We start from the raw sequence: 26266 nt of genomic DNA on the forward strand, positions 1-26266 counted from the left end.
CAGGCAGAGCAGCTCGGGACGCTCGTGATACCTCTCCCGCCCCGACCCGACACCGAGGGCACCGACGGCGACGGCGACGGCGACGACCACGGCGCCGCCGACCTGGCCGAGACACTGCTTCCGCTCGCACTCTCGCAGCCCCGTCTCGCGCTGACAAGGGCCACGGAGATCCTGTCGAGCGACCCCTCGCCGTACGACGCCTCGGTGGCTCACCAGGCAGCGGGGATCGTCCACCGGGACGCAGGAGACGCCGACGCCGCGCTCGCCCACCTGCGGAGGGCCCGACGGGCCGCGCGCCACTGCGTGCCCGCGGCCACCGCGTCACGTGAGGGCGACGTCCTCGCGACGTACGCCCAGGCCCTCCAGTACGCCGGCAGGACCGGCGCTGCACTGCGCGCCTTCGCCGAGGCTGCCGCGTTGACCCCGCCCCGGGCGCTGCATCGCCTGCTGTTGCGCCGCGCCCACGCGGAGTACCGGCTGGGGCGCTTCACCGACGCCCTGGCCAACCTCGACCTCGCGCTCGCCGGCAGCCAGGCCCAGGCAGACCGCCTCTGGGAGGCGAGGGCCCACAACAACCGGGCCATCGTGCACCTCGCCCTCGGGGCCTTCGCCGAGGCCGACCGCGACGCGGTCGTCGCGGAGGAGCAGTACCGCGCACTCGGGTCCCTCCGCGAGGCCACCGAGGCCCGGCACAACCGGGCCTACGCGGCGATGGGTGCAGGGGACGTGCCGCGGGCGCTGTCGCTCTTCGAGGAGGTCGGGGCCCAGTACCTCGCCCTCGGGGCCGTCCCGCCCGAGCTCGGTATGGACCGGGCGGAGGCGCTGCTGGTCGCGGGGCTCTCGGTCGAGGCGGTCACGATGACGCGCGGCATGCTCGACGCCCCGCGGCTCTCACCCCTGGCTCGGGCGGAGGCCCTGCTCCTCGCCGCCCGCTCGCTGCGCCAGTCGGGCGACCCCGGGGCGGCGAGGGTCAGCGCCACCCTCGCGGCGCACCTCTTCGGGAGCCAGCGACGCCCCACCTGGGCGCTGCGGGCCCGCCTGCTCGGGCTGCAGGCCGAGCGCGACGAGCTGCTCGTCGAGCCGGACGCCCCGCGCGCCGCGTGGTCACGGGTCGCCCGGGCCTCGCGTCGGGTCGCGGCGTCGCTGCAGGACGCGGGGCTGCCCGAGGCACCCGTCGCGCTCCTGCTCCACGGGCAGGCCGCACCGCTCGCCGGGCACCACGAGGAGGGACGGGCCAGCCTGCAGGCTGCGGCCCGGACCCGGCGGAGCGGACCACCCCTCGCCCGTGTAGCCGGCTGGTACGCCGCCGCGCTCCTCGCCGACGCCCGGGGTGAGCGCCGGGCGCTGCTCCACGCCTGCCGCCGCGGCCTCGACGCCGTCGACGAGCACCGGGCGACCTTCGGCGACCTCGAGCTGCGGGCGCTCGCCGGTGACCACGGACTCGGTCTCGCCCGGCTCGCGGTCACCGACGCCGTGCGCGCGGGACGGCCGCGGGAGGTGCTCGGGTGGACCGAGCGGTGGCGGGCGACCGCCCTCGCGGGAGACGTCGGCCTGGGGGCCGACCCGGCTCTGGCGGCCGACGTCGCGGCCCTGCGCGACGTCACGAGACGGCTCGGCTCGGCCCAGGACGAGGCGGGCCCGTCCCTGGCCCGGGAGCAGGCTCGCCTCGAGGCCGCCCTACGACGTCGCCAGCGCCACCGCCGCGGTGAGGGCGCGGCGTCCGGACCTGTCGACCTCGCAACGGCGCTCACCGCCCTGAGCGACGCCAGCCTGCTCTACCTCGTCGAGGTCGACGGCTCCCTGCTCGTCCTCACCGCCCGCGACGGCAGGGTGCGCAGCCGGGTGGTGGGGCCGGCCGGCCGGGCCGGGTCGGAGGCGGCCTACGCGACCTTCGCCCTGCGCCGCGCCGCCCACGGGCGGCCCCTCGACACCGTCGCCGCCGGGCACCGGCTCCAGACCGCGCTGCTGGGTGAGGTCGGCGGGGTGGGTGAGCGGGTCGTCCTGGTGCCGCCGGCCGCCCTGCTCAGCGCACCGTGGAGCCTGCTCCCCGCCCTGCAGGGGTCGGTGCTCACGGTCGCGCCGTCGCTGTCGGCGTGGCACCGAGCCCAGGAGGCGACGGCACCCGACGGCCCGGTCGTGCTCGTCACCGGCCCCGGCCTGACCACCGAGCAGCAGGAGGCCTCGCTCGTCGGGAGCAGCCATGCGGGGGTGGTCACCCTCGACGGCGGTGACGCGACGGTGGAGCGGGCCCTGGCCGTGCTCGACGGTGCCCGCCTGGGTCACGTCGCGGCCCACGGGCACCTGCGCACCGACGCACCGCTCTTCTCCGCCATCGACCTCGCCGACGGACCCCTGATGGTGCACGACCTCCAGCGTCTGGTGCGGCCGCCGGGCGCCATGGTGCTCTCCGCCTGCGAGAGCGCCGGGATGCTCGCGGTGACCTCCGACGAGGCGCTGGGGCTGGTCAGCGCCCTGCTCGGGATGGGGACCCGGTCGGTCGTGGCCAGCGTGGCGGCGGTCAACGACCGGGCCACGGTGAGCGTGATGGCCCACGTGCACGCGGGCGCGGCCTCCGGCGGGACGCTCGCCGAGGGGCTGCGCGACGCCCGCACCGACGAGTCCGCGAGCCCCGTGGTGCGGGCGACCACGGCCGCCTTCACGGCTTTCGGCGCCTGATCGCGCCCTGGTCGGCTCAGCGGGCGTCGACCCAGGGGGTCGTGAGCGGCGCCTGCTCGCCGCACTCCATACGGAAGCGGACGAGGCCGAGGGGCACCCGGGAGAGCGCGAAGCGCCCATCGGGCTCGACGCCGGTGCTGTACGACGCCGACGTCGTCTCCAGCACGACGGACCACCCAGCGGGGACCGGCTCGCCGGAGACGAGCACGACGGCGCCGAGCACCTCGGCGAAGGGATCGCGGATGGCCAGCTCGACGTCGAGGCTCACGTCTCCCAGCTCGAAGAAGTGGATGCGGCTGGCGGACGGGCCCCGCACCGCGCTCTCGAGACCCTGCCCGTCGACCACCTGCATCAGCTGGGCGTCGAGGTCGCGGAAGGAGAAGAGGGCCTTGCTCGAGGCGATGACGTCGTCGGGGACGGGGTCGACGACGTCGAGCAGCACCCCGAGCCGCGCGAGCAGCTCGGCATCGGCGTCGTGCACCCCGAAGGATCGTCCGGTCGCCATCACGCCACCCCTCCCGGCTGGGGCCCGAAGGCATAGGTGGAGCTGCCGAGGATCTTCTCGAGCCGGCCGAGGCACCGCATCCGGGTCGGGCCGATCGAGCCGATGGGCATGCCGAGCGAGTCGGCGACCTCGACGTAGGCAGGCCGGTCGCAGGCCATCAGCACCCGCAGCAGCTGCTGGCACCGCTGCGTGAGCTGGGTGAAGCCGGACCACAGGGCGGCGTCGCGCTCCGACTCGAGCAGGGCGAGGTCGAGCTCGCTGGCCCGGTGGTCCACGAGCCCCGCCCCCAGGTCGTCGTCGCGCACGGTCAGGTCGCGACCCTTGCGCTGCACCACCCGCAGGGCCTCCCGACGGGCCGTCGTCGCCAGCCACCCGGGCAGGGCCTCGGGCTCCTGGATGTGGCCGAGGTTCTCGAGCAGCTTGAGCCACGTCGTCTGCACGACGTCGGCGGCGTCGTCCTCCCCGAGCCGGAAGGAGCGGCCGACGCTCCACAGCAGGCGCGAGAAGCGCTCGACGATGGCGTCCCAGGCGTCCTGGTCACCGGCGGCCGCAGCGTGGACGAGCGTCGTGAGCGAGGGCGGGTCGGTCGGCAGGTCGGTCGGCACGGAGGCTCCAGGGGACGACGGGTCGAGCGGGGGGTGGCTTGCCGACGGTGACCGCCGGGCGACGGAGAGGCTCATTCCCTCAAGAGCGAGCGAGGTCGGCCGTGATACACCCGGGCCGTCGGGAGTGCCTTCGAGCATCCTCTGGGGCGGCGCCCGGGGGCAAGGGCCACCGCGTACGCAGTCCGGCACCGGCCACGAGGCCGCGGGCCGGGTGGTCGGCCCCTCGTGGCGGCCGCAGATCCCGGGCCGAGGGTCGAGGCCCTCCAGCGCGACCACGACAGCGGGGTCACGATCGCCCACCCGGGTGATGCCAGTCACTCGCCCCGCGCGGCATACCAGGCCCGCAGCCGCTGCCCCGCGACCTCGGGGCCCAGCAGGCCCTCGTCGAGGCGCAGGGCCAGCAGGAAGCGGTAGGCCTCGCCCACGACCCGCCCGGGTGGCACACCCAGCAGCGCGCCGATCTCGTTGCCGTCGAGCTCGGGGCGCACGGCCGCCAGCTCCTCCTGGGCCTGGAGTCGCTCGATGCGCACCTCGAGGTCGTCGTAGGCCCGCGACAGCCGGGCAGCCTTCCGCTGGTTGCGGGTGGTCGAGTCGGAGCGGGTGAGCAGGTGCAGCCGGGCGAGCAGGGGGCCGCTGTCGGTGACATAGCGGCGCACGGCAGAGTCGGTCCACTCTCCGGTGCCGTAGCCGTGGAAGCGCAGGTGCAGCTCGACCAGGCGCGACACGGCCGTGATGGTGTCCTTGTCGTAGCGCAGCGCCCGGAGCCGCTTCGCCGTCAGCTTGGCCCCGACCAGCTCGTGGTGGTGGAAGCTGACCCCGCCGCCCTCCTCGAACCGGCGGGTGGCCGGCTTGCCCACGTCGTGCAGGAGCGCGGCGAGGCGCAGCACCAGGTCGGGGGGGCTCACCTCGAGGGGCTCGGCCACCCCGGTCACGCGACGGGGCCCCTCGAGCTCGATGGCCTGCTCGAGCACGGTCAGCGAGTGGTCGTAGACGTCCTTGTGCCGGTGGTGCTCGTCCACCTCGAGGCGCAGGGCCGGCAGCTCGGGCAGGAAGACCTCCGCGAGACCGGTGTCGACGAGCAGCGCCAGGCCCTCCCGCGGCGAGCGCGAGAGCAGCAGCTTCGACAGCTCGTCACGCACCCGCTCGGCCGAGACCATGCCAAGGGTGTCGGCGCGCGCGGTCATCGCCGCCTGCACGTCGGGCGCCACGGCGAAGCCCAGCTGGGAGGCGAAGCGGGCCGCGCGCATCATCCGCAGAGGGTCGTCGGCAAACGACTCGTGGGGCGACGCCGGGGTGCGCAGCACCTTCGCGGCGAGGTCGGCCAGGCCGCCGTGCTCGTCGACGAACTCCAGCGACGGCAGGCGCAGGGCCATCGCGTTGACGGTGAAGTCACGGCGTACGAGGTCGTCGGTCAGCGAAGTGCCGAAGGCGACCTCCGGCTTGCGGCTGGTGCGGTCGTAGGAGTCGGTGCGGTAGGTCGTGATCTCGACCTGGGTGGCCCCCACCCGCAGCCCGATCGTGCCGAACGCGCGTCCGACGTCCCACCGGGCGTCGGCCCACCCGCTGGTGACGGCGGTGATCTGGTCGGGGGTCGCGTCGGTCGTGAAGTCGAGGTCGGCGCTCGAGCGGCCGAGGAAGGCGTCGCGCACCGGGCCCCCGACCAGAGCCAGCTCGTGACCGGCCGTCGCGAAGAGGCTGCCGAGCTCACGCAGCAGCGGCAGGTCGGCGGCCAGGCCGGCGACGGCCTGCTCCTGCAGGCGCGCAGCGGTGGCAGCGGGCAGCAGGGCCGGGGTGGGAGCAGTCGGGGTGTCGGACACGACCACCCACCTTAGGCGAGCCGACCCCCTCACCCCACCGACGTGGCGGCCGGGGCCCGAGCAGTGCGGCGGACACCCACGGCTGCGCTGGTTATCGTGGGGGGATGAGTGCGACGACGGAAGGGGCGGCCGGGCCGGCCCGACGTCTGCCCGCCGTCGAGGAGCGCTCCGCCGGCGGCGTCGTGATCGACGTGCACGAAGGAGCCGCCCGCATCGCGGTGATCGCGCGACGCAACCGGGCCGGTCGCATCGAGTGGTGCCTCCCGAAGGGTCACATCGAGCCCGGCGAGACCCTGCCGCAGACCGCCGAGCGCGAGGTCGCCGAGGAGACGGGCATCGTCGGGCGGGTGCTGACCGAGCTCGGCACGATCGACTACTGGTTCGCCACCTCCGACCGCCGCATCCACAAGTTCGTCCACCACTACCTGCTCGAGGCCACCGGCGGCGAGCTCACCATCGAGAACGACCCGGACCACGAGGCCATCGACGTCGCGTGGTTCCCGCTGGCCGAGGTGCACCGACACCTCACCTTCCCCAACGAGCGGCGCATCGCCCAGGTCGCCTGGGAGCGGCTGGCGGGCACCGCGTGAGCCCAGTCGTCAGCCGGCCGACCCGAGCGGGGGAGCGCCTGCGGCGACGACCCGCGCTCGCCGTTAGCGCACTGCTCGTCGTGGTCGGCCTCGTGACGGCGGTTCCACCCGTCGAGGCGGCGGCTGCCGCCTCCCCCGTCGGGTCACCCGTGACCGGCGCGGCGGCCGTCCCCGCCTCGGGGGGCCTCACGTTGCGGTCGATGAGCCCGGGCGTGGTCACCCGCGGGACCGACCTGACCGTCACCGGGGTCCTCGCGGCGGGCGGCGCCGCGATGGTCGCCCCACGGGTCAGCCTCGTGCGGGGGGGCTCGTTGCTCACCACCCGTCAGGACGTCACCGACTGGTCGACCGCGAGCGCGCCGGCCGCGGGTGCCCAGCTGGCCTTGGCGACCCCGACGCCCCGCCTGGCGTCCGGGGGCAGCATCCCCTTCACCCTCACGGTGCCGGCGGGCACGCTGCGCGACAGCGCTCCCTACGGCGTGCTGCCCGTGGCCCTCGAGGTGACCTCCGACCAGGGCACGACGTCGGTGCACACCTTCGTCGGGTGGTATGCCCGCAAGGAGTACGAGCAGCTCGACCTGGCCGTCGTCGCACCCGTCACCCTGCCCGCCGACACCTCGCTCTACGCCGACGACGCCACCGTGCGGGCTCGGGCCTGGCAGCGCGACCTCGGCAGCGGGAGCCGGCTCGACCGCCTCCTGCGCGGCACCGACGCGCCGGGCGCGCCCGTGACCTGGGCGGTGGACCCCGCGGTGCTCGGCCCCGGGCCGAGCGCCCCGTCCGGTGGCTCGACCGGCTCCGGCGGCCCCGCACCGAGCCCGAGCCCGACCTCGAGCCCGACCTCGAGCCCGACCAGCCCGACGGGAGACGCGGGGGCGCAGGCTCCCGGCGCCACCCTGCCCGACCCCGTCACGAGCGCCCAGCAGCGGCTCGCTGCCCGCCTGCGCGACGGCGCCACCCGCCACCCCGTCTGGGCCCTGCCGTATGCCGACCCCGACCTCGCCGCCACGCTCGTCTCCCCCTCGGACCCGCTCGTCAGCGCCGAGATCCGGCGGGCGGGCGCCCTGGGCGGGCAGCTGGGTGGCGCAGCGGTGACCACGGGCATCGCCTGGGCCGTCGACGGGAGCCTGCCCTCCGACCGCGAGATTGGGCTGCGCACGGCCTACGGACCCGGTCTGCGAGGCGCGCTCGTCTCGTCGTCGACGCTGCCGGGCACGTCCGGCTTCAGCGCCACCGCGCCCCACCTCTCACCCGGCGGTCTGCCGGTCGTGGGCTGGGACGACGTGATGAGCAGCCTCACGACCCGCACCCGCACCGTCTCCGACGGGGTGCTCGCCACGCAGGAGCTGGTGGCGCAGACCGCGACGCTCCTCGGCCAGAGCCCCGGTCTGAACCGCAGCTTCCTCATCGCCATCCCCCGCAGCATCGACCCGTCGGCGCAGGCCCTGAGCTCGATGCTCACGGGTCTGGCGGCGGTGCCGTGGGTGCGGATGGGGTCGGCCGATGACCTCGTCAGCGCTGCGGTGGCCTCGGGAGACCCCCTCACGTCGGTGGGCGCCAGCACGTGGCAGGTCGCCCGGCCCGGCCTGACCCCCGACCTGCGCCGCAGCGTCGACGGCACCCGGACGGCCGTCGAGGCGGTCACGACGCTGCTCCCGCGGCGCTCGGGAGAGCTCGGGCTCTGGCAGGACAGTCTCGACCAGGTCGTCTCGAGCCGCTGGCGGGGCCAACCGGCCGGCCCGGCGTCCCTGGTGGGCGCTGCGGCCCGGTGGGCCCGCACGGCCACGACCGGGATCAGGGTCCTGAGCCAGGACACCAACTTCCTGGCCGACGAGGGCATCCTGCAGGTCACGGTGGTCAACGACCTGAGCGAGCCGGTGGCCGGTCTGGTGCTGCGCCTCAGCCCGAGCAACCCCCGGCTGCGGGTGCTCCAGCAGCCCGAGGCCTTCCCCATCGCGGCCCGCAGCCGGGCGACCGTGCGGGTGCGGGTGCAGGCGGTGGCCGCCGGACTGGTGCCCGTCACCGTCTCGCTCCGGTCGAGCGACGGGCTGCCGGTCGGCACGTCGGCGCAGCTCAACATCCGCGCCAATCCCCCGGGGCGCACGTTCTACCTCGCGTCGGGTGCCGTCCTCGTCCTGCTGCTGGTCGTCGGGGTGCTGCGCTCCGTGCGTCGGCGTCGCCGTCCGGTGTCGGCCCCGTAGGATGCGGGCAGCCCCCTGCCGCGTGGTGGTGCTGCGCGACGGACCGTGACGGGTGGGCACCCGACGACGAACGAGGGAGCAGCAGTGCACGGCGTGGGCCCCGGGTCGACCCTCGGCGGTCGCTATGTGCTGGCCCAGCGACGGCAGGAGCATCCGCGCTACGAGCGGTGGCTCGCCCAGGACCAGACCCTGCAGCGCGACGTCGTGCTCCTGTGCTTCCCGGGGCTCGGCGCGACCGCCGCGGCTGCGCTCGATGCCGCTCGCCGGGCCGCCGGCATCGACGACCCGCGGCTGGTCAGGGTGCTCGACGTCGGTCGTGACGGTGAGACGGCCTTCGTCGTGGAGGAGCCGCTGACGCGGGCCGTCGACCTCGTCGGGCTGCTCGACGGCGGCCCCCTCCCGGCGGGCGAGGCGCGCCGGCTCGTCGGGGAGGCCGCCACCGGCCTCGAGCAGGCCCGGGTGCGGGGTCTGCACCACGGGGTGCTCGGTCCCCGCTCGCTGCTGCGCCTCGACGACGGGGGGGTCAAGGTGCGCGGCCTCGCCGTCGAGGGTGCCCTGCTCGGGGTCGACGACGTCGACGGCGCGCAGGCCAGCCGCGACGACACCGTCGCCCTCGCCGCCCTCGCGTATGCCGCGCTCACCGGTCACTGGCCCCTCACCGGCCCCGTGGGCCCGCACGACGGGCTGCCGGCCGCCCCCCGCGTGGTCGGCGGGATCGCCTCGGCCTCCGAGATCTCGGCCGGCGTGCCGGCCGACCTCGACACCATCACCCGCCTGACGCTGGGCTCCACCGGGGCGACGCTGCAGAAGGACGGCTCGGGCTCGACCCGCGAGCCCCGGGGACCCCTCACCCCCGGTGACCTGGCCGGGCAGATCGCCCCGTGGGCGAGCACGGCCGACCCCGCTCACCTCGTGCCGCGCACCCCGGTCACCGTCACGGCCCCCGCCGTGACCGCCGCCGTCTCCGCGGTGACCACGCTCACCGCCGAGCCGGCCCCCCGGCGTCCCAGCCAGCCGACCTCCGAGCCGACCTCCGAGCCGCTCGCGGAACCAGCCCACGAGCCCGTCGCGGCTTCCGGTCCGCCGGCCGCGAGCGGCCCGCCGCCGCGTCCCACCGTGCTGGGGATGCCGCTCGGCGGTGGCCCGGCCCCCGTCGCCGGTGCGTCGGACCGCGCCCGATCGGGCCCGGACACGGACACGGACTCCCTCGACCTGCACAGCCTCGCCTTGCCGGCACCCGACCGGCTGCGGATGACCGCCCACGTCCGGCTGAGCGACACCCTCGAGGAGAGCGACGACGACCTCGAGCCGCCGCTCCCCCTCGGGGGCCGGCGCACGGTTGCGGCGCCCCCCGGCGACCACGCGGGCACCGCGCTCGCCGCCGTGGCCGCACTGGTCGTGGTCGCTGCGGTGCTCGGGATCGTCGGGGTGTCTCGCATCGGCCGCTCCGAGACGCCGGCCCCTGCGGCCACGACGAGCACAGCCGTCGTCGCGGCGAAGCCCACCCCCACCGCGTCCCCCACCCCCACCCCGAGCGCGACCACCACCGCGGCCGCGCTCACGCCCGTCGGCATCGTGCAGGCCCAGGCGTGGGACCCGCAGGGCGACAACCAGGAGGGCAACGCGTCGGCTCCCCGGTCGTTCGACGGCGACGGCACGACGCTGTGGCGCTCTCAGACCTACCGCACGGCCCCGTTCGGTGGGCTCGCCAAGACCGGCATCGGCCTGATCCTCGACCTCGGCCAGCAGACCGCGGTCCGGCAGGTGCAGGTCGACCTGCGCGGTGGCTCCGACCTCACCGCCTACGTCGCGAGCCGCGAGTCCCTCGACGGCGCCACGTCGATCGGCACGTCCAGCGGGGTCGACGGCACCGTGACCTTCACGGCACCGGCCGGTGGCGCCAAGGGTCAGCTCGTCATCTTGTGGTTCACCAGGCTCGCGCCCGACGGTGAGGGTGGTTTCCGGGCCCAGGTGGCCGAGGTGCGGGTCAGCGGCTGAGCCGCCGACCGCAGCGTGACGGGGAACAAAGCCCCGGTCACGGCAGTTGGCCCACCCGAGGTCGGTATGGTCGTGAGGTCGTATGCCTCGCCGGCCCGACTCGGCGGAAACACCCTTTTCGGTTAGGACTTCTTCGTGACCAGCGACGTGCGTGACGTCATCATCATCGGCTCCGGACCCGCGGGCTACACCGCAGCGGTCTACGCCGCTCGGGCCGACCTCTCCCCGCTGCTGCTCGAGGGCAGCGTCACCGCCGGTGGCGCCCTGATGAACACCACCGAGGTCGAGAACTTCCCCGGCTTCCGCGACGGCATCATGGGGCCGGCGCTGATGGAGGAGATGCGTGCCCAGGCGGCGCGCTTCGGCGCCGAGATCGTCACCGACGACGTCACCGCGGTCGACCTCGCTGGTGACATCAAGACCGTCACCGACGGCGAGGGCAACGTGCACCGGGCTCGCGCCGTCATCCTCGCCATGGGCTCGGCCTACCGCGAGCTGGGCCTGCCCGACGAGAAGCGGCTCTCCGGCCACGGTGTCTCGTGGTGCGCGACGTGCGACGGCTTCTTCTTCCGCGACCAGGACATCGCGGTGGTCGGCGGTGGCGACTCCGCCATCGAGGAGGCGACCTTCCTGACGAAGTTCGCCCGCACCGTGACCATCGTGCACCGCCGCGGCGAGCTGCGGGCGTCCAAGATCATGGCTGCCCGCGCCCACGGCAACGACAAGATCCGCTTCGCGTGGAACTCCGCGGTCAGCGCCATCCACGGTGACGCCAAGCTGAGCGGCGTCACCCTCGAGGACACCGTCACCGGTGAGACCCGTGAGCTGGCCGTCACCGGCCTGTTCGTCGCCATCGGTCACGAGCCGCGCAACGAGCTCGTGCGTGAGCTCGTCGACCTCGACACCGAGGGCTACGTCGTGACCGGGGCCTCGGTCGCGCCGGGGTCGCACGCTGCCACCGCGACGGCCATCCCGGGCGTCTTCGCCTGCGGCGACCTCGTCGACCACACCTACCGGCAGGCCATCACCGCCGCTGGGTCCGGTTGCCAGGCCGCCCTCGACGCCGAGCGCTTCCTCGCCGTGCTGGGCGACTCCCCCGACCTCGACTACGCCGGTCACCCGGACGGTGCCTCGGAGGGCACGGCGCTCGACGACGAAGCCAGCCTCAGCGCTGCCAGCCGCTGACGCACCCGCGTCACGACCCCCTTTCCTCACCCCCTGCGACCCACCCACCACCGGAAGGACCCCTCATGGGAATCCACACCAAGGACACGACCGACGCCACCTTCGAGGCTGACGTGCTCAAGAGCGACAAGCCCGTGCTCGTCGACTTCTGGGCCGACTGGTGCGGCCCCTGCAAGGCCGTCGCGCCCGTCCTCGAGGAGATCGCCGGCGCCCACGCCGACAAGATCGAGGTCTACAAGCTCGACACCGACGCCAACCCCGGCATCACCACGAAGTACGGCGTGACGAGCATCCCGACGATGAACGTCTACGTCAACGGCGAGGTCGTCAAGACCCTCGTCGGTGCCCTGCCCAAGCCGAAGCTGCTGCGCGAGCTCGCCGACTACCTGGGCTGATCCAGGCTGAGCCGGCTCATCGGGTCGAGTCCGGCTCAGAGGGGGCCGGGCTCCTCGCGGTGGGCCGCGCCCACCGGCTGGGGGGCCCCGAGCCCCCGCACGGGTGCGAAGAGACGCTCGACCGCCTGCTCGACCTCGGAGCGCCACCGCAGCGCCGTGCGCAGGTCGAGGCGCATCCGAGGGTAGGCGAGGTGCTCGCGCGCCGTGCGGAAACCCACCGCGCGCAGGAAGTCGCTGGGCAGGACGCACCCACCGGGTGGCGTGAGGGCGGTGGAGCCGTAGGCCTCCATCGCCCTCACCCCGCGTCGCAGAGCGTCCTTGGCGGCGGCCTGCACCAGCACCCGACCGATCCCCTGGCCGGCGAACCTCGGCTCGATGCGGGCGGTCATGAGCACGATGGCGTCCTGGCTGACCGGCGAGGTGGCGAACGCCTCGGCCCGCGGCACGAGGTGCGCGGGGGCGAAGGTGAGGTAGCCAGCAGGCTCACCATCGACGTAGGCGACCCGTCCCGGGCTGCCCCAGTCGAGGAGCGTCGTGGTCAACCAGCCCTCCTTGGCCTCGGCCGGATCGGCGACCCGGGGCCCGAGCGAGGCGTTCAGCTCCCAGAAGACGCACCTCGCGCACCGTCCGGGGAGGTCGGCCAGGCGGTCGAGGGTGAGGGGGAGGATGTCACGGCCCATGACTGATTGTGGCTGACCCGACGCGGTGAGGGAACAGCCGCCGGGTGACGGATCGGACACCCGAGGTGACAGGGTGGAGGCATGGCAGCCGAGCAGACCAGTGAGCCCGTCGAGCAGTCCTACCAGCGGGACACGGCCTACATCGAGGACCGGGTCACCCGCGGCTCCGAACGGTGGCCGGTCGAGGCCGGGCGCTACCGGCTCGTCGTGGCCCGTGCCTGCCCCTGGGCCAACCGGGCGATCATCGTGCGCCGCCTGCTCGGCCTCGAGGACGCCATCTCGATGGGGGTGTGCGGCCCCACCCACGACGAGCGGTCGTGGACCTTCGACCTCGACCCGGGAGGCGTCGACCCGGTGCTGCAGATCCCGCGCATCAGGGACGCCTACCTGGCGCGCTTCCCCGACTACCCGAAGGGGATCACGGTGCCCTGCCTCGTCGACCTGCGGTCCGGGCAGGTCGTCACCAACGACTTCCCGCAGATCACCCTCGACCTGAGTGCCGAGTGGACCGACTTCCATCGCGAGGGTGCCCCCGACCTGTGGCCCGCGGGCCGACGCCAGGAGATGGACGAGGTCAACGCCGACGTCTACCGCCACGTCAACAACAGCGTCTACCGCGCCGGCTTCGCCGGCACCCAGGCGGCCTACGAGCAGGCCTACGACGCCCTCTTCGCCGCACTGGACCGGCTGACCACGCGGCTGACCACCCAGCGGTATCTGGTGGGCGACACCATCACCGAGGCCGACGTCCGCCTCTTCACCACCCTGGCCCGTTTCGACGCGGTCTATCACGGCCACTTCAAGTGCAACCGGCAGAAGCTGACCGAGATGCCGGTGCTGTGGGCCTACGCCCGAGACCTCTTCCAGACCCCGGGTTTCGGTGACACGACCGACTTCCACGACATCAAGCAGCACTACTACGTGGTCCACACCGGCATCAACCCGACCGGGGTGGTGCCGGCAGGCCCGCTGGTCGAGCCGTGGGCCGAGCCCCACGACCGTGAGCGACTCGGTGGCCGGCCCTTCGGTACCGGAACGGCACCCGGGCCCGTGCGTGCGGGTGAGCAGGTCCAGCCCGAGCACAACGCCGCCCTGGCTCTGCTGGCCTAGGGTTCAGCTCACCCTGCTGAGCGACGAAAACCGTTGCGGCGCAACGTTTCTCGTCCCTGCTCAGACGGCTTCGGTCGGCAGTCCCATCACCGCCATGATGCGATGCAGGTCGTCCACCGACGCGAACTCCACCGTGAGCCGTCCCTTCCGTTGGCCGAGGGCCAGGGTCACCCGGGTGTCGAAGTGGTCGGAGAGGCGGGCAGCGACCTCATCGAGCTGCGGGCGACGTGACCCGGCGCGGGGCCTGCGGGGCGAGGGGGCTCCGGAGCCGTCGCCCCCCAGCGAGACGATCTCCTCGACGCTGCGCACCGACAGCCCCTCGGCGACGATACGCTGCGCCAGACGCTCCATGGCCGCCCCGTCGTCGAGACCCAGCAGGGCCCGGGCGTGTCCGGCGCTCAGCACCCCGGCTGCGAGCCGCCGAGCCACCACAGGGGGCAGGCGCAGCAGGCGCAGTGTGTTGGAGATCTGGGGGCGGGACCGCCCGATGCGGGTGGCCAGCTCTTCCTGCGAGCACCCGAAGTCGTCGAGCAGCTGCTGGTAGGCCGCCGCCTCCTCGAGTGGGTTGAGCTGGCTGCGGTGCAGGTTCTCAAGGAGGGCGTCCCGCAGCAGGGCGTCGTCCTTGGTCTCCTTGACGATGGCGGGGACGGTCTCCATCCCCGCGAGCTGGCTGGCCCGCCAGCGGCGCTCACCCATGATCAGCTCGAAGTCCACCCCCGCCGGCACATCGGTGCGGTCGGCGTCGGGGATGCGACGCACCACCACAGGCTGCAGCACCCCGATCTCACGGATCGAGTGCACCAGCTCGGCCATGTCGTCCTCGTCGAAGACGGTCCGGGGCTGGCGGGGGTTCGGGCGGATGGAGGTGACCGGCAGCTCCGCGAAGTAGGCCCCCGGCACGGGCGTCAGCGTCGCCTGCTGCTCGTGCCCCTCCTGGACGGACCCACCCTCCCCGCCGGGCGTCGAGGGGTGGGTGGCCTGCCCGCTGTGGTCGGATGCGGGGGTGTCGTGACGAGCGGCCGTCTCGTCCGTGCCCTCCGTGCCCTCGGTGCGCTCCGTGCTGGTCACTCCATCGCGGGCGTCGCGTCCCGGGCGGTCAGGGAAGAAGACGTCAACCGGACGAACGCCCTCACTCGGACTGCTCGGGATGAGGGCGCCGAGCCCTCGGCCGAGGGCACGGCGCTTCTCGCTCACGGGGTCGCTCCTGCGGAGTGCGTGGTGTGGGTGGCACCGGCCGGGGGGGCGGCCCCACGGGCGGCGATCGAGCTGGCGGCCTCGAGATAGGCCAGGGCGCCGCTGCTGACCGGGTCGTAGGTCATCACGGTCTCGCCGAAGCTGGGCGCCTCCGACACCCGCACCGACCGTGGGATCGTCGTCGGCAGCACCTCCTGCGGGAAGTGCTCGCGCACCTCGTCCGCCACCTGGGACGACAGGCGGGTGCGCCCGTCGTACATCGTCAGCAAGATCGTCGAGACCCACAGCTGCGGGTTGAGGTGCTTGCGCACCAGCTCGACGTTCTTGAGCAGCTGCGAGAGGCCCTCCAGCGCGTAGTACTCGCACTGGATCGGGATGAAGACCTCCGTGGCTGCCACGAAGGCGTTGATGGTCAGCAGGCCCAGGCTGGGCGGGCAGTCGATCAGGACGTAGTCGACGTCAGCCGTCTCGAGGTAGACGGTCAGCGCACGGGTGAGCCGCTGTTCGCGGGCCACGAGGGACACCAGCTCGATCTCGGCACCCGCCAGGTCGATGGTCGCCGGCGCGCAGGTGAGGCCGGGCACCGAGGCGCACGGGGCCACGACCTGCGCCAGCGGCTGGTCGTCGACGAGCACGTCGTAGATGCTCGGCACGTCCGAGTGGTGGTCGATGCCGAGTGCGGTGCTCGCGTTGCCCTGCGGGTCGAGGTCGAGCACCAGCACGGAGAGGCCCGACTGGGCCAGGGCCGCGGCGATGTTGACGGTCGTGGTCGTCTTGCCCACCCCGCCCTTCTGGTTCGCCACCGTCATGATGCGGGTGTGCGCGGGTCGGGGGAACGGCTTGCCGGTCAGCGTCAGCCGTCGACGGGTGTCGGTGGCCAGCGTCTGAGCCAGCGGGGTGTCGGCACCAGCGAGGGGGATGGAGTCGACGAGCTCGGCCGCCGCCCGGTCTGCGGCGTCACTCGTCATCGTGCTGATCTGGGGATCACCCCCGGTGGAGGCCGCCGGTGGTGGGGTCGCGACGTCTGGGGCCTTGGTGGGGGTCGTGGCCTCCGCGACGGGCAGCGACGGCCGGGCGGGGCTCGCCGACGACAGTTCTTCGGCATGCGGCGAGCCCCAGCCCAGCCCGCGGCTGGCCCGCGTGGTCTGGTGGGGCCACCCGAGGCCGCCCTGTGAGGCCGGTGCCCGCATGGTGTCAGTGGTCGACGTGGGGCTGAGGTTCACGTCATCATCCAATCACAGCGCGCGAGGCTGATCGGACCATCCGAGTCGACGGTCGTTTCACGTGAAACATCAGTGGTGCACCCGGTGTTTCACGTGAAACAACTCCGTGTACGACGTCCGGTGAGGGCGCTCTCGAGATCGCTGACGGCTAGCGCCGCTTCCGTCGGGCGGTTGCTGGCATGGCCGACGTGGCCGGCCGTGGTCGTCTGCCCTTCACCACCACCGGCCGGTCTCCGATGCCCACCGTCACCAGCGTGGCTGGCGGGTCCAGCACACCCAGCCCGAGCTGACTGACCTCCCAGCTGACGGCTCCAGCGGATCGCAGGACCCGCTCGTCCTCGAGGAGCTCTGCCGCAGCCGTTGATCCCTTGAGGGCTTGCAGGTGGCCACCACCCTCGAGGAGGGGCAGGCTCCACTGCGCGAGCACGCCGATGCGGGCCACTGCCCGAGCGGTGACGACCTCGACCCGCCCCTCACCCCACCGGCTGTCGGCCCGTCCTTCGTGGACCGTGACATTGTCCAGCCCGAGGACGGCCACCGCGTGCTCCAGCCAGACGACCCGCCGGTGCAGGGGTTCGACGAGCACCACGTGCAGGTCGGGCCGACGAATCGCGATGACCAGCCCAGGCAGACCGGCCCCGGAGCCGATGTCGGCCACCCGGTGGCCCTCGCCGATGACGTCGGTCAGGACCGCACACCCCAGCACATGGCGGTCCCAGAGGCGAGGTCGCTCTCGAGGCCCCATCAACCCGTGGGAGATCCCGGTGTCGGCGAGGAGAGCCACGTAGCGCTCGGCCAGGTGCAGGCGCTCCCCGAAGAGGGTGAGCGCGATCTCGGGGGTGGATGGAGGGACAGCCGCAGCCGCGTCGGTCGGCGGGCTGGTGCCGGCCGCAGGCGGGACCGGCGACGCCTGCTTGTCTGCTGAAGAGTCCATGGCGTCAGCGTTTCACGTGAAACACCACCCTGGTGACCGCAGCGCCAGACCTTGATGGTGCAGTCGGCCGACGGCACCGACGCCAACGGCCCCGGATCAACCGGGGCCGTGAGCGATGTCGCAGGAGGAGCAGACGCCCCTCAGGCGGGGAGGATGACGATGTGGCGGTGCGGCTCGACACCCTCAGACTCGGAGTCGAGGCCCGCAGACGCCACCTCGTCGTGCACGACCTTGCGCTCGAAGGCGGTCATGTCGTCGAGCGCGGCCCTCTCACCCGTCTGCTTGACGGTGGCGATGGCAGCCTGAGCGATGGCGACGAGGACGACACGACGCTCGGCTCGGTGGCCGGCGACATCCAGCATGAGACGGCTGCGCTCACCGGTCGCGGTCTGCACCGCGAGCCGAGTCAGCTCCTGCAGGGCCTCGAGGACCTTGCCCTGCTGACCCACCAGTCGGCGGGGCACCCGACCCTCGTCCGAGTCGACGATGGAGAGCGCGGCCCGGTCACCCTCGATGTCCACCTCGATGTCACCGTCGAGGTCCGCGATGTCGAGGAGGGTCTCGAGGAAGTCGGCCGCGACCTCCCCTTCGCGCTCGAGGTGCGACACGCGGTTGGCGCTCCGCCGGGGACCGGTCGACTCGTCGTCCGATGACTCGTCGGTGGCCCCCACGGTGGGCTCACCGGTGGGCTCGTCGGTGGGCTCGGAATCCTGGCCGCCTGAGGCGTCCTCGGCCTGCGCCGGGCTCACCCACGCGTCGCCGGCCTGGTCCGCTTGCTCGGCCTGCTCGGCCTGCTCGAGATCGTCAACGGGCTCGGCCTGCTCAGCCTGCTGGGTCTGGTCGTCGTGCGTGTCGTACTGGGTGTCGCTCATGTGGGGTGTGCTCCTGGGCTGGCTCGATCCGGCACCACAGCCGGTCATACGGTGCTCCCGTGTGCGGCTGCGTCAGCGCGCGCGAGGAGGCAGGGTCAGGTGCCGGGGCGACCGGCTGCGTCGGTCCCGGAGGGGGCGTCCGTCGGTCGACGGGATGCCCCGGACTGCTTGGCGCGCTTCTTGCTCTTCGGCTGCGGACGCTGGCGTGGCGTGAGCTCCGCCTCAGCGTCGGCCACGACGACCGCCGGAGCCGTGTCGAGCCCCTTGAGCGTCAGCTTCTTGACCTCTTTGCCCTTGCGGCGCTGCCGGTCCTCGAACTCGCGCTCAGCGGCCGACCCAGGAGCCGGCATCCGGCGGATCACGTAGAACTGCTGCCCCATCGACCACAGGTTGGTGGTCAGCCAGTAGAGCAGGACACCGATGGGGAAGTTGATGCCGGAGATCATGAAGAAGAACGGCATCAGGTAGAGGATCACCTTCTGCTGCATGGCGAACTGGCCGGTGAGTGCGCTCTCCGGCATGTTCTTGCGCATCAGCTGACGCTGCGTCGTGAAGGTCGTCAAGGACATCAGGATGATGAGCACGCCGGTGAGCACCTTCGTGTTCACGTCCGACGAGCCGAGGAAGTGGCTCGACAGGGGTGCACCGAACAGGCTGGACTTCTCGATCACCGAGGCGACGGACTGGGTGATCGGGCCGATCTCGGCGTGCTGCCCGGCCGCGATGTGCGGCAGGTTGTTGAGCAGCTGGAACAGGCCGAAGAAGAACGGCGACTGCAGCAGGATCGGCAGGCACGACGCGAAGGGGTTGGTGCCCGTGTCCTTGTAGAGCGCCATCGTCTCCTGGGTCATGGCCTGACGGGAGTCCGGGTCGGTCTTGCCCTTGTACTTCGCCTGGATCTTCTGCATCTCGGGCTGGATCAGCTGCATCCGGCGCGAGCTGTGGATCTGCTTGACGAAGAGCGGGATCAGGATGAGCCGGATGACCATGGTCAGACCGACGATCGACAGAGCCCAGCCCCAGCCCGAGTCCGCGGGGATCCCCAGGATGGTGAAGAGCTGGTGCCAGGTCGACATGATCCAGGCCTCACCCCACATGATCGGCGAGAGGAGGTTTACGAAGAAGTCGTACACGGTCGTCCTAGGGTGGGCTGGAGCGGGCGCCGCGAAGGCGAGGTCGTGAGCTGGCCGGTCATGGTCGGGCCCTGCCCGGTGGCGGCGTGGACCCGACCGACCCGGATCCCGCACCCTGCGGCCTCTGCGGAACGAGGTCGACCCCCCCGGGGTTCCACGGGTGGCACCGCAGCAGCCGTCGGACGGCCAGCCAGGACCCTCGCAGCGGACCGTGCCGCTCGAGGGCCGTGACCGCGTACGACGAGCAGCTGGGGTAGAAGCGGCAGGTCGGCGGCGTGAGGGGGGAGATGAGGTACTGGTAGCCCCGCAGCAGCCAGATCAGCGGCAGCGCCGCGGTCCGTCGCCACGTGCGGGCCTCGACCACCGGGCTCATCGCCGCTCCCGCAGGACCCGGGGCAGGAGACGGTCGAGCTCGAGCCCGAGCTCGGCGCTGGAGGCGCCGGATGCCGCCGGGTTGGCCCGCACGACGAGGTCCCAACCGGCTGGCACCCCCGCCAACCGCGCTGCGAGCTGGTGGCGCAGCATCCGCTTGGTGCGGGTGCGCACCACCGCCGAGCCAACGTCCTTGGAGACGACAAGACCGACCCGCGGCGGTTGGTCCGTCCGCGTGTCGGTCCGGTGGGCGTGGATGACGATGAGACGTCCGCCCGATCGGCTGCCGCCGGGGCCCCGCACTGCCGACGAGAAGTCTGCCGACAAGCGCAGACGATGACGTGCCGGCAGCACGTCTGCGGCCTCAGGCGGACAGCTCGGTGCGGCCCTTGCTGCGACGCGCGGCCAGGATGGCGCGGCCGGCACGCGTCCGCATACGCAGACGGAAGCCGTGGGTCTTGGCCCGGCGGCGGTTGTTCGGCTGGAAGGTGCGCTTGCTCACGAGGTGCTCCGATTGATCTGGTGGTCCGGTTCGCCCGGGCCGCCCGCACCACCGGCAACGGTGGCGCCCGGGACCGGGACGACTGCAGGCCGTGGCTCGGCCGTCATCGAGGACCCGGACGAGCACTCCACGGACGGGACGGACCCGGTGTGTCGTGCGTGTGGCGGGCAGGCGAAAACAGCCGAGAAACAGGCCCTGCCGACGATACGTGAGGCTGCGCCGACCGGTCAAACCGGCCGGGACGGGGCCAGAGCCCGATCCAACCGCCAAGAGTCCCACTCCCGTCCTCGTGGCGTGGCGCGACACGCCGACCGACACCCGCGTGAAGGGTCCCGTCACACGCTCCGGCTTGTGATCCGGGCCATGAAGTTGTTAGCGTCTCGCCTCACGTCTCGTTACGCACAGCATGTGGAAAAGTGTGTGGACGAGGCGCGCGTGGAGGGTGACGTCGTCTCCGACGGAGCGCCTGGAGGGTCTCGGCCGCGATGGGCCCACCGGTCGCGCGGCCGAGGACGACAACGAGGGAACGAGTACATGGCAGACGGCGACCTCGACTACGCGGCGGTCTGGCGCGACACCCTCGAGCTCCTTGGCGCGCAGGGTATGCCGCCCCGCCAGCGCTCCCACCTACAGCTGTGCCAGCTCGTGGGGCTGCTCGAGGGCCTGGCCATCATCAAGGCCCCGAACTCCTTCACCAAGCAGTTCGTCGAGCAGGACCTGCGTGACCCCGTGCGCCAGGCCCTCGGCCACCACCTGCGACAGGACCTGCAGCTGTCGGTCTCGGTCGACGACACCCTCCAGGACGCCGACGCCTCGGCTGACCCCCCGGCCCCGGGCGCTCCCCTGGATCCCGACCGGCTGGAGCACCTGAGCGACCTCGGCGACCTCGGGGGCCTGGGTGAGTTCGACGACCCCAGCGACCCCCGACCGCCCGACTTCCGCGACGCGCCGCGCGCTGACCTCCACCCGGGCGCCGACCACGAGCGCCCGCCGGTCGCCGCGCCCACCGGCGGGCCGGAGCCCAAGACCCGGCTCAACCCGAAGTACGTCTTCGACACCTTCGTCATCGGGGCCAGCAACCGCTTCGCCCACGCGGCCGCGATCGCCGTGGCCGAGGCGCCGGCCAAGGCTTACAACCCGCTGTTCATCTACGGCGACTCCGGGCTGGGCAAGACCCACCTCCTGCACGCCATCGGTGAGTACGCCCGCACGCTGATCCCGCACCTGAGGGTGAGGTACGTCAACTCGGAGGAGTTCACCAACGACTTCATCAACAGCATCCGCGACGACCGCACGAGCCGCTTCCAGAGCCTCTACCGCGACGTCGACGTGCTGCTGATCGACGACATCCAGTTCCTCCAGGGCAAGGTCCAGACCCAGGAGGAGTTCTTCCACACCTTCAACGCGCTGCACAACGCCAGCAAGCAGGTGGTCATCACCTCGGACCTGCCACCGAAGCAGCTCTCCGGCTTCGAGAGCCGGCTGCGCTCCCGCTTCGAGTGGGGCCTGATCACCGACGTGCAGCCCCCCGACCTCGAGACCCGGATCGCCATCCTGCGCAAGAAGGCGATCCACGAGAAGATGTCGGCGCCCGACGACGTGCTGGAGTTCATCGCCAGCCGCATCTCGACCAACATCCGCGAGCTCGAGGGCGCCCTGATCAGGGTCACCGCGTTCGCCAACCTCAACCGGCAGCCGGTGAGCCTCGACCTGGCCGAGATCGTGCTGCGGGACCTGATCCCGAGCGAGTCGGCCAACCAGATCACCCCGGGCGCCATCATGGCCCAGACGGCGCAGTACTACGGCTTCACCATCGAGGACCTCTGCAGTGCCTCCCGCTCGCGCCAGCTCGTCACGGCCCGGCAGATCGCCATGTACCTCTGCCGCGAGCTCACCGAGCTGTCGCTGCCCAAGATCGGTCAGCACTTCGGTGGGCGCGACCACACGACGGTGATGCACGCCGACCGCAAGATCCGCGAGCTGATGGGTGAGCGCCGCGCGATCTACAACCAGGTCACCGAGATCACGAACCGCATCAAGCAACAGGCCCGCTGACCGACGGATCGAGCACGGTGAACCCCACGTTCTCCCCAGGCGGGTGAGCGCAGAGTGGTCGTGTGTCCCCAGGGTTGTCCACACTCGGTGGACAACCTGGGGTGCTCTCATCGGACATAGGGGGGCTCAATGGCTGCAACCGCTCACCGCTCCTCGTCGTTGTCCACCAGCACCTGTGGACAACTGGGGAAAACCCCGGTCTGGACGGTGGATGACGACCGCCCCGGACGGCGGGGCCTGTGGACACCCGATCGTCCCCCACAGGGAGGGCCTGTTGTCCACCGCCTCGTGCACCAGCCGCCCACACCCGCCGCGCACCGACTGACCTGCGCGAACGACCACTTGTCCCCAGGATCCACAACCCCTATGACCACGACGAGACCCTCAATGTCCTGTCCTGCCCCGACAACGACTCCTGCCGACCTGTGGCGATCTCCTGCCGACTCCTGCGGTCGCATTGCCACCCCGTGCTGGTCCTCACCCCGTCCGGGCACTAGGGTTCGAGTCCGCATGGATAGCGGTCGACACCGGCCCATCGACCCCTCAGCGACGAGTCATCGGCAAGAGACAAGGCAGGAGCCACGTGAAGTTCAAGGTTGAGCGCGACGTGCTGGCCGAAGCGGTGGCCTGGGTCGCCCGTGGCCTCCCCGCGCGGCCCCCCGTCCCCGTCCTGGCCGGAGTGCTGCTCGAGGCCTCCGAGGAGGGGACGCTGACGCTTTCGGCCTTCGACTACGAGGTGTCTGCCCGCATCACCGTGCCGGCCGAGGTCGCGACCGGTGGCAAGGTCCTCGTGCTCGGGCGGCTGCTGTCCGACATCTCGCGCAACCTGCCGGCCCGACCGATCGAGGTCTCCTCCGAGGGCAACAAGCTCCAGCTCACCTGCGGCAGCTCCCGGTTCAGCCTGCTGCTGATGCCGAGCGACGACTACCCGTCCCTGCCCGTCGCCCCGGACGGCAGCGGCACGATCGACGGTGACGTCTTCACCCAGGCCGTGGCCCAGGTGGCGATCGCGGCCGACCGCGGCGACACCCTCCCGATCCTGACGGGGGTGCGGATGGAGATCGACGGCGACAAGGTCACCCTGCTCGCCACCGACCGCTACCGACTGGCCATGCGCGAGCTGACGTGGCACCCCGGCTCGGCCTCGGCCGCCCACGTCGCCCTCATCCCCGCTCGCACGCTCTCCGACACGGCCAAGGCCCTCGGCGCGAGCGGCTCCGTGCAGCTGGCCCTCGGCAGCTCCGCCGGGGGCGACGGGCTCATCGGCTTCCAGGCCGGGCAGCGTCGGTCGACGACCCGCCTGCTCGACGGGGAGTACCCCAAGGTCACCTCGATCTTCCCGACCAACGTCGACACCGAGTCGGTCATGAAGACCTCCGACCTCGTCGAGGCGGTCAAGCGGGTCGCCCTCGTCGCCGAGCGCAACACCCCGGTGCGGCTGCGCTTCTCGTCGGGCCAGGTGGCGATCGAGGCCGGCACCGGTGACGACGCCCAGGCCTCCGAGGCGGTCGAGGCCGTGCTCACCGGCCCCGAGATCGAGATCGCGTTCAACCCGCAGTTCCTGCTCGACGGGCTCGGAGCCCTCGGCACGGCATACGCTCGGCTGTCGTTCACCCAGCCGAGCCGGCCCGCCGTGCTCACGGGACAGGTCGACCAGGAGTCCGACTCCGACCAGTCCTACCGCTACGTGCTCATGCCTGTGCGCTTCGCCAGCTGAACTCCACGCGACTCCCCCGCCCCCGAAAGGTCACCCCATGCAGCTCGGTCTCATCGGTCTCGGCAAGATGGGCGGCAACATGCGCGAGCGTCTGCGCCGCGCCGGTCACGAGGTCATCGGCTTCGACCGCAACCCCGACGTCGCCGACGTCAAGACGATGGCGGCCCTCGTCAAGGCGCTCGAGGCCCCGCGGGTCGTGTGGGTCATGGTGCCGTCGGGCGCCCCGACGCGCGACACGGTGGCCAAGCTCGGCGAGCTGCTCGACAAGGGTGACCTCGTCATCGACGGCGGCAACTCGCGTTTCACCGACGACATCGAGAACGCCAAGACCCTCAAGGCCAAGGGGATCGGCTACCTCGACTGCGGCGTCTCCGGTGGCATCTGGGGGCTGCAGAACGGCTACGGCCTCATGGTCGGCGGCGAGAAGCGCTGGCTCACCAAGGCGATGCCTCTCTTCGACGCGCTGCGCCCCGAGGGCCCGCGCGAGGAGGGCTTCGTGCACGCCGGCGAGGTCGGCGCCGGCCACTACACCAAGATGGTGCACAACGGCATCGAGTACGGCCTGATGGCAGCGTATGCCGAGGGCTACGAGCTGCTCGAGAAGAAGGACATCGTCAAGGACGTGCCCGGCGCGTTCAAGGCCTGGAGCCGGGGCACCGTGGTGCGCTCCTGGCTGCTCGACCTCGCCGTCGCCGCGCTCGAGGACGAGCCGCACCTCGAGGGCGTCTCCGACTACACCGTCGACTCCGGTGAGGGCAAGTGGACCGTCCAGGAGGCCATCGCCCTCGACGTGCCGATGCCCGTCATCTCGGCGTCGCTCTTCGCCCGCTTCGCCTCGCGGCAGAAGTTCTCCCCCACCATGCAGATGGTCGCCGCCCTACGGGGCCAGTTCGGTGGCCACGAGGTCATGACCGTCGCCGAGGGCGAGAAGCTGCGCGATGCCGCGGTGACCGGTGACGGTGACATCGCCCGGGCCGCCGAGGCGACGAGCGTGAAGAAGGCCACCCCACGTCGCACCGCCACCAAGGCCAAGAAGGTCACCAGCGCCGGTCCGTCGTCGGGCACCGGCTCCGTCTCGTGACGGGGTCGGGTCGTCGCGACGCCCTGGCCCCGGGGCCCGTCGTGTCGTGCACGTCCGCCACCTGAGCGTCGGCGACTTCCGCAGCTATCCCGCGGCCGAGCTCGCGCTCGAGCGGGGGGTCACCACCTTCGTCGGCCGCAACGGCCAGGGCAAGACCAACCTCGTCGAGGCCATCGGCTACCTCGCCACGCTCTCGAGCCACCGGGTGGCCACCGACCAGCCGCTCGTGCGGTTCGGCTCCGACTCAGCCGTCATCCGCGGCCTGATCGACCGTGACGGCCGCGAGGTGCTGGTCGAGCTCGAGATCACGCCGGGGCGGGCCAACCGGGCCAAGCTCAACCGCTCGCCGGTCACCCGCCCTCGTGACGTGCTGGGCTCACTGCGCACGGTGCTCTTCGCGCCGGAGGACCTGGCGCTGGTCAAGGGCGACCCGGCCGGGCGGCGCGCCTTCGTCGACGACCTGCTCGTGCAGCGTCAACCGCGGTGGGCCGGCGTGCGCGCCGACTACGACAAGATCCTGCGTCAGCGCAACGCCCTGCTCAAGTCGGCGGCCCCCGTGCTGCGACGCGGTGCCCGACGGCCCAGCCGCACCCTCGCGCCCGGTGAGCCGGTCGACGACGCCCGCGAGACCGCCCTGCAGACCCTCGAGGTCTGGGACAGCCACCTCAGCGAGGTCGGCTCCCAGCTGCTGTATGCGCGGCTGCGTCTCCTGCGCGACCTGCGGCCCCACCTCACCCACGCCTACGACGCGGTCAGCGCAGGACAGTCGAGCGCGACCTTCCACTACCGCGCGAGCCTGCCCACCGCAGCCGCTGAGGCGGTCGCGGCGGGTGAGGTGCCCGACCAGCCGAGGCTGCGCGAGCTGCTCCTGGAGGCGTTCGCCGACGTGCGCGGGCAGGAGGTCGAGCGTGGGATCTCGCTCGTCGGGCCCCACCGCGACGACGTCGTCCTCACCCTCGGCGAGCTGCCCGCCAAGGGCTACGCCAGCCACGGCGAGTCCTGGTCCTTCGCGCTGGGACTCAAGCTCGCGGCCTACCAGCTGCTGCGGGTCGACCTCGGTGAGGACCCCGTCCTCGTGCTCGACGACGTCTTCGCCGAGCTCGACACCGGCCGGCGCGAGCGACTGGCCGAGCTCGTCGTCGACTGCGAGCAGGTGCTCATCACGGCCGCGGTGGGCGCCGACGTGCCGCAGGCGCTTCGCACCGTCGGTCGCACGTATGCCGTCACCCTCGGCGAGGTCGCCGACATCACCTGACCGGTGGGGTGGGGCCGCGCCGGCCCATGGCACGCAGCAGCTGTCCGAGCCAGCAGCTCGTGGGCCTTCGTCAGTCGTCGGGTGTCGGCTCCCGCACGCCTCCGGCCGGTCCGGGGCGCGTGCGGGTGGGAGAGTGGTGGCGAGACGGCTCGGGTGTGGGCGCGGC

Annotated in this window: 23 protein-coding genes; 11 read left to right on the top strand and 12 right to left on the bottom strand. The window is 72.6% G+C overall.

What is annotated here, in order from left to right:
* Positions 1 to 24: 24 nt before the first annotated feature.
* On the top strand, positions 25 to 2676 hold the full coding sequence (locus tag V3N99_11315; protein MEO3937334.1) for a CHAT domain-containing protein: 2652 nt from the start codon (positions 25 to 27) through the stop codon (positions 2674 to 2676).
* 16 nt (positions 2677 to 2692) lie between these two features.
* Here the strand turns inward: V3N99_11315 and V3N99_11320 are convergent, their stop codons facing one another.
* From V3N99_11320 to V3N99_11330, 3 genes are all read right to left on the bottom strand, one after another.
* A complete protein-coding gene (locus tag V3N99_11320; protein MEO3937335.1) occupies positions 2693 to 3181 on the bottom strand; it encodes a carboxypeptidase regulatory-like domain-containing protein in 489 nt (162 codons plus the stop codon).
* On the bottom strand, positions 3181 to 3786 hold the full coding sequence (locus tag V3N99_11325) for a sigma-70 family RNA polymerase sigma factor (protein MEO3937336.1): 606 nt from the start codon (positions 3784 to 3786) through the stop codon (positions 3181 to 3183). The genes V3N99_11320 and V3N99_11325 overlap by 1 nt, the downstream gene beginning before the upstream one ends.
* Positions 3787 to 4100: 314 nt before the next feature.
* Positions 4101 to 5543: a CCA tRNA nucleotidyltransferase gene (locus V3N99_11330; protein MEO3937337.1), complete on the bottom strand. Its 1443-nt coding sequence runs from the start codon at positions 5541 to 5543 to the stop codon at positions 4101 to 4103.
* A gap of 164 nt (positions 5544 to 5707) precedes the next feature.
* On the opposite strand from V3N99_11330, the gene V3N99_11335 reads away from it, so the two are divergent.
* The 5 genes from V3N99_11335 to trxA all read left to right on the top strand — a co-directional run bounded on the left by V3N99_11335 (position 5708) and on the right by trxA (position 11972).
* Positions 5708 to 6193 (top strand): NUDIX hydrolase, encoded by a 486-nt coding sequence (locus tag V3N99_11335; GenBank protein MEO3937338.1) that lies wholly within the window; start codon positions 5708 to 5710, stop codon positions 6191 to 6193.
* Positions 6190 to 8394 carry a DUF6049 family protein gene (locus V3N99_11340; GenBank protein MEO3937339.1) on the top strand — a complete coding sequence of 735 codons (2205 nt, stop codon included), beginning with the start codon at positions 6190 to 6192 and terminating at the stop codon, positions 8392 to 8394. Before V3N99_11335 ends, V3N99_11340 begins: the two co-directional genes overlap by 4 nt.
* A gap of 93 nt (positions 8395 to 8487) precedes the next feature.
* Positions 8488 to 10392, top strand: coding sequence for a hypothetical protein (locus V3N99_11345; GenBank protein ID MEO3937340.1), 1905 nt, complete (start codon positions 8488 to 8490; stop codon positions 10390 to 10392).
* A 135-nt stretch (positions 10393 to 10527) separates the two neighbouring features.
* The gene (gene trxB / locus V3N99_11350) at positions 10528 to 11577 is read left to right on the top strand and encodes a thioredoxin-disulfide reductase (protein ID MEO3937341.1); all 1050 of its coding nucleotides are present in this window, start codon (positions 10528 to 10530) and stop codon (positions 11575 to 11577) included.
* Between the two features lie 65 nt (positions 11578 to 11642).
* On the top strand, positions 11643 to 11972 hold the full coding sequence (gene trxA, locus V3N99_11355) for a thioredoxin (GenBank protein ID MEO3937342.1): 330 nt from the start codon (positions 11643 to 11645) through the stop codon (positions 11970 to 11972).
* 35 nt (positions 11973 to 12007) lie between these two features.
* On the opposite strand, the gene V3N99_11360 is transcribed toward trxA, so the two are convergent.
* Positions 12008 to 12652 carry a GNAT family N-acetyltransferase gene (locus tag V3N99_11360; GenBank protein MEO3937343.1) on the bottom strand — a complete coding sequence of 215 codons (645 nt, stop codon included), beginning with the start codon at positions 12650 to 12652 and terminating at the stop codon, positions 12008 to 12010.
* Between the two features lie 81 nt (positions 12653 to 12733).
* Here V3N99_11360 and V3N99_11365 point away from each other — a divergent pair, with 81 nt between their 5' ends.
* Positions 12734 to 13762: a glutathione S-transferase C-terminal domain-containing protein gene (locus tag V3N99_11365; GenBank protein ID MEO3937344.1), complete on the top strand. Its 1029-nt coding sequence runs from the start codon at positions 12734 to 12736 to the stop codon at positions 13760 to 13762.
* A gap of 60 nt (positions 13763 to 13822) precedes the next feature.
* On the opposite strand, the gene V3N99_11370 is transcribed toward V3N99_11365, so the two are convergent.
* The 8 genes from V3N99_11370 to rpmH form a co-directional block, all read right to left on the bottom strand.
* Complete coding sequence (locus V3N99_11370; GenBank protein ID MEO3937345.1) at positions 13823 to 14956, bottom strand: ParB/RepB/Spo0J family partition protein; 1134 nt, start codon at positions 14954 to 14956, stop codon at positions 13823 to 13825.
* Positions 14953 to 16179, bottom strand: a complete 1227-nt coding sequence (locus V3N99_11375) for a ParA family protein (GenBank protein MEO3937346.1) — start codon at positions 16177 to 16179, stop codon at positions 14953 to 14955. Before V3N99_11375 ends, V3N99_11370 begins: the two co-directional genes overlap by 4 nt.
* Positions 16180 to 16327: 148 nt before the next feature.
* Positions 16328 to 17113, bottom strand: coding sequence for a 16S rRNA (guanine(527)-N(7))-methyltransferase RsmG (gene rsmG, locus V3N99_11380; protein ID MEO3937347.1), 786 nt, complete (start codon positions 17111 to 17113; stop codon positions 16328 to 16330).
* 140 nt (positions 17114 to 17253) lie between these two features.
* Entirely contained in the window at positions 17254 to 17985 is a 732-nt protein-coding gene (locus V3N99_11385; protein MEO3937348.1) for a R3H domain-containing nucleic acid-binding protein, read from the bottom strand.
* A 95-nt stretch (positions 17986 to 18080) separates the two neighbouring features.
* The gene (gene yidC, locus V3N99_11390; protein MEO3937349.1) at positions 18081 to 19118 is read right to left on the bottom strand and encodes a membrane protein insertase YidC; all 1038 of its coding nucleotides are present in this window, start codon (positions 19116 to 19118) and stop codon (positions 18081 to 18083) included.
* A 58-nt stretch (positions 19119 to 19176) separates the two neighbouring features.
* Entirely contained in the window at positions 19177 to 19491 is a 315-nt protein-coding gene (gene yidD / locus V3N99_11395) for a membrane protein insertion efficiency factor YidD (GenBank protein ID MEO3937350.1), read from the bottom strand.
* On the bottom strand, positions 19488 to 19844 hold the full coding sequence (rnpA, locus tag V3N99_11400) for a ribonuclease P protein component (GenBank protein MEO3937351.1): 357 nt from the start codon (positions 19842 to 19844) through the stop codon (positions 19488 to 19490). Before rnpA ends, yidD begins: the two co-directional genes overlap by 4 nt.
* A gap of 10 nt (positions 19845 to 19854) precedes the next feature.
* A complete protein-coding gene (gene rpmH, locus V3N99_11405) occupies positions 19855 to 19992 on the bottom strand; it encodes a 50S ribosomal protein L34 (protein ID MEO3937352.1) in 138 nt (45 codons plus the stop codon).
* A gap of 534 nt (positions 19993 to 20526) precedes the next feature.
* Here rpmH and dnaA point away from each other — a divergent pair.
* The 4 genes from dnaA (at position 20527) to recF (ending at position 26100) form a co-directional block, all read left to right on the top strand.
* Positions 20527 to 22047 carry a chromosomal replication initiator protein DnaA gene (gene dnaA, locus V3N99_11410; GenBank protein MEO3937353.1) on the top strand — a complete coding sequence of 507 codons (1521 nt, stop codon included), beginning with the start codon at positions 20527 to 20529 and terminating at the stop codon, positions 22045 to 22047.
* 583 nt (positions 22048 to 22630) lie between these two features.
* Positions 22631 to 23764: a DNA polymerase III subunit beta gene (dnaN, locus tag V3N99_11415; GenBank protein ID MEO3937354.1), complete on the top strand. Its 1134-nt coding sequence runs from the start codon at positions 22631 to 22633 to the stop codon at positions 23762 to 23764.
* 37 nt (positions 23765 to 23801) lie between these two features.
* Complete coding sequence (gene gnd, locus V3N99_11420; GenBank protein ID MEO3937355.1) at positions 23802 to 24845, top strand: decarboxylating 6-phosphogluconate dehydrogenase; 1044 nt, start codon at positions 23802 to 23804, stop codon at positions 24843 to 24845.
* Positions 24846 to 24891: 46 nt separating this feature from the next.
* Complete coding sequence (gene recF / locus V3N99_11425; protein ID MEO3937356.1) at positions 24892 to 26100, top strand: DNA replication/repair protein RecF; 1209 nt, start codon at positions 24892 to 24894, stop codon at positions 26098 to 26100.
* Positions 26101 to 26266: the final 166 nt, after the last annotated feature.

This window comes from Dermatophilaceae bacterium Soc4.6, assembly GCA_039889245.1.
Classification (GTDB): Bacteria; Actinomycetota; Actinomycetes; order Actinomycetales; family Dermatophilaceae; genus Lapillicoccus.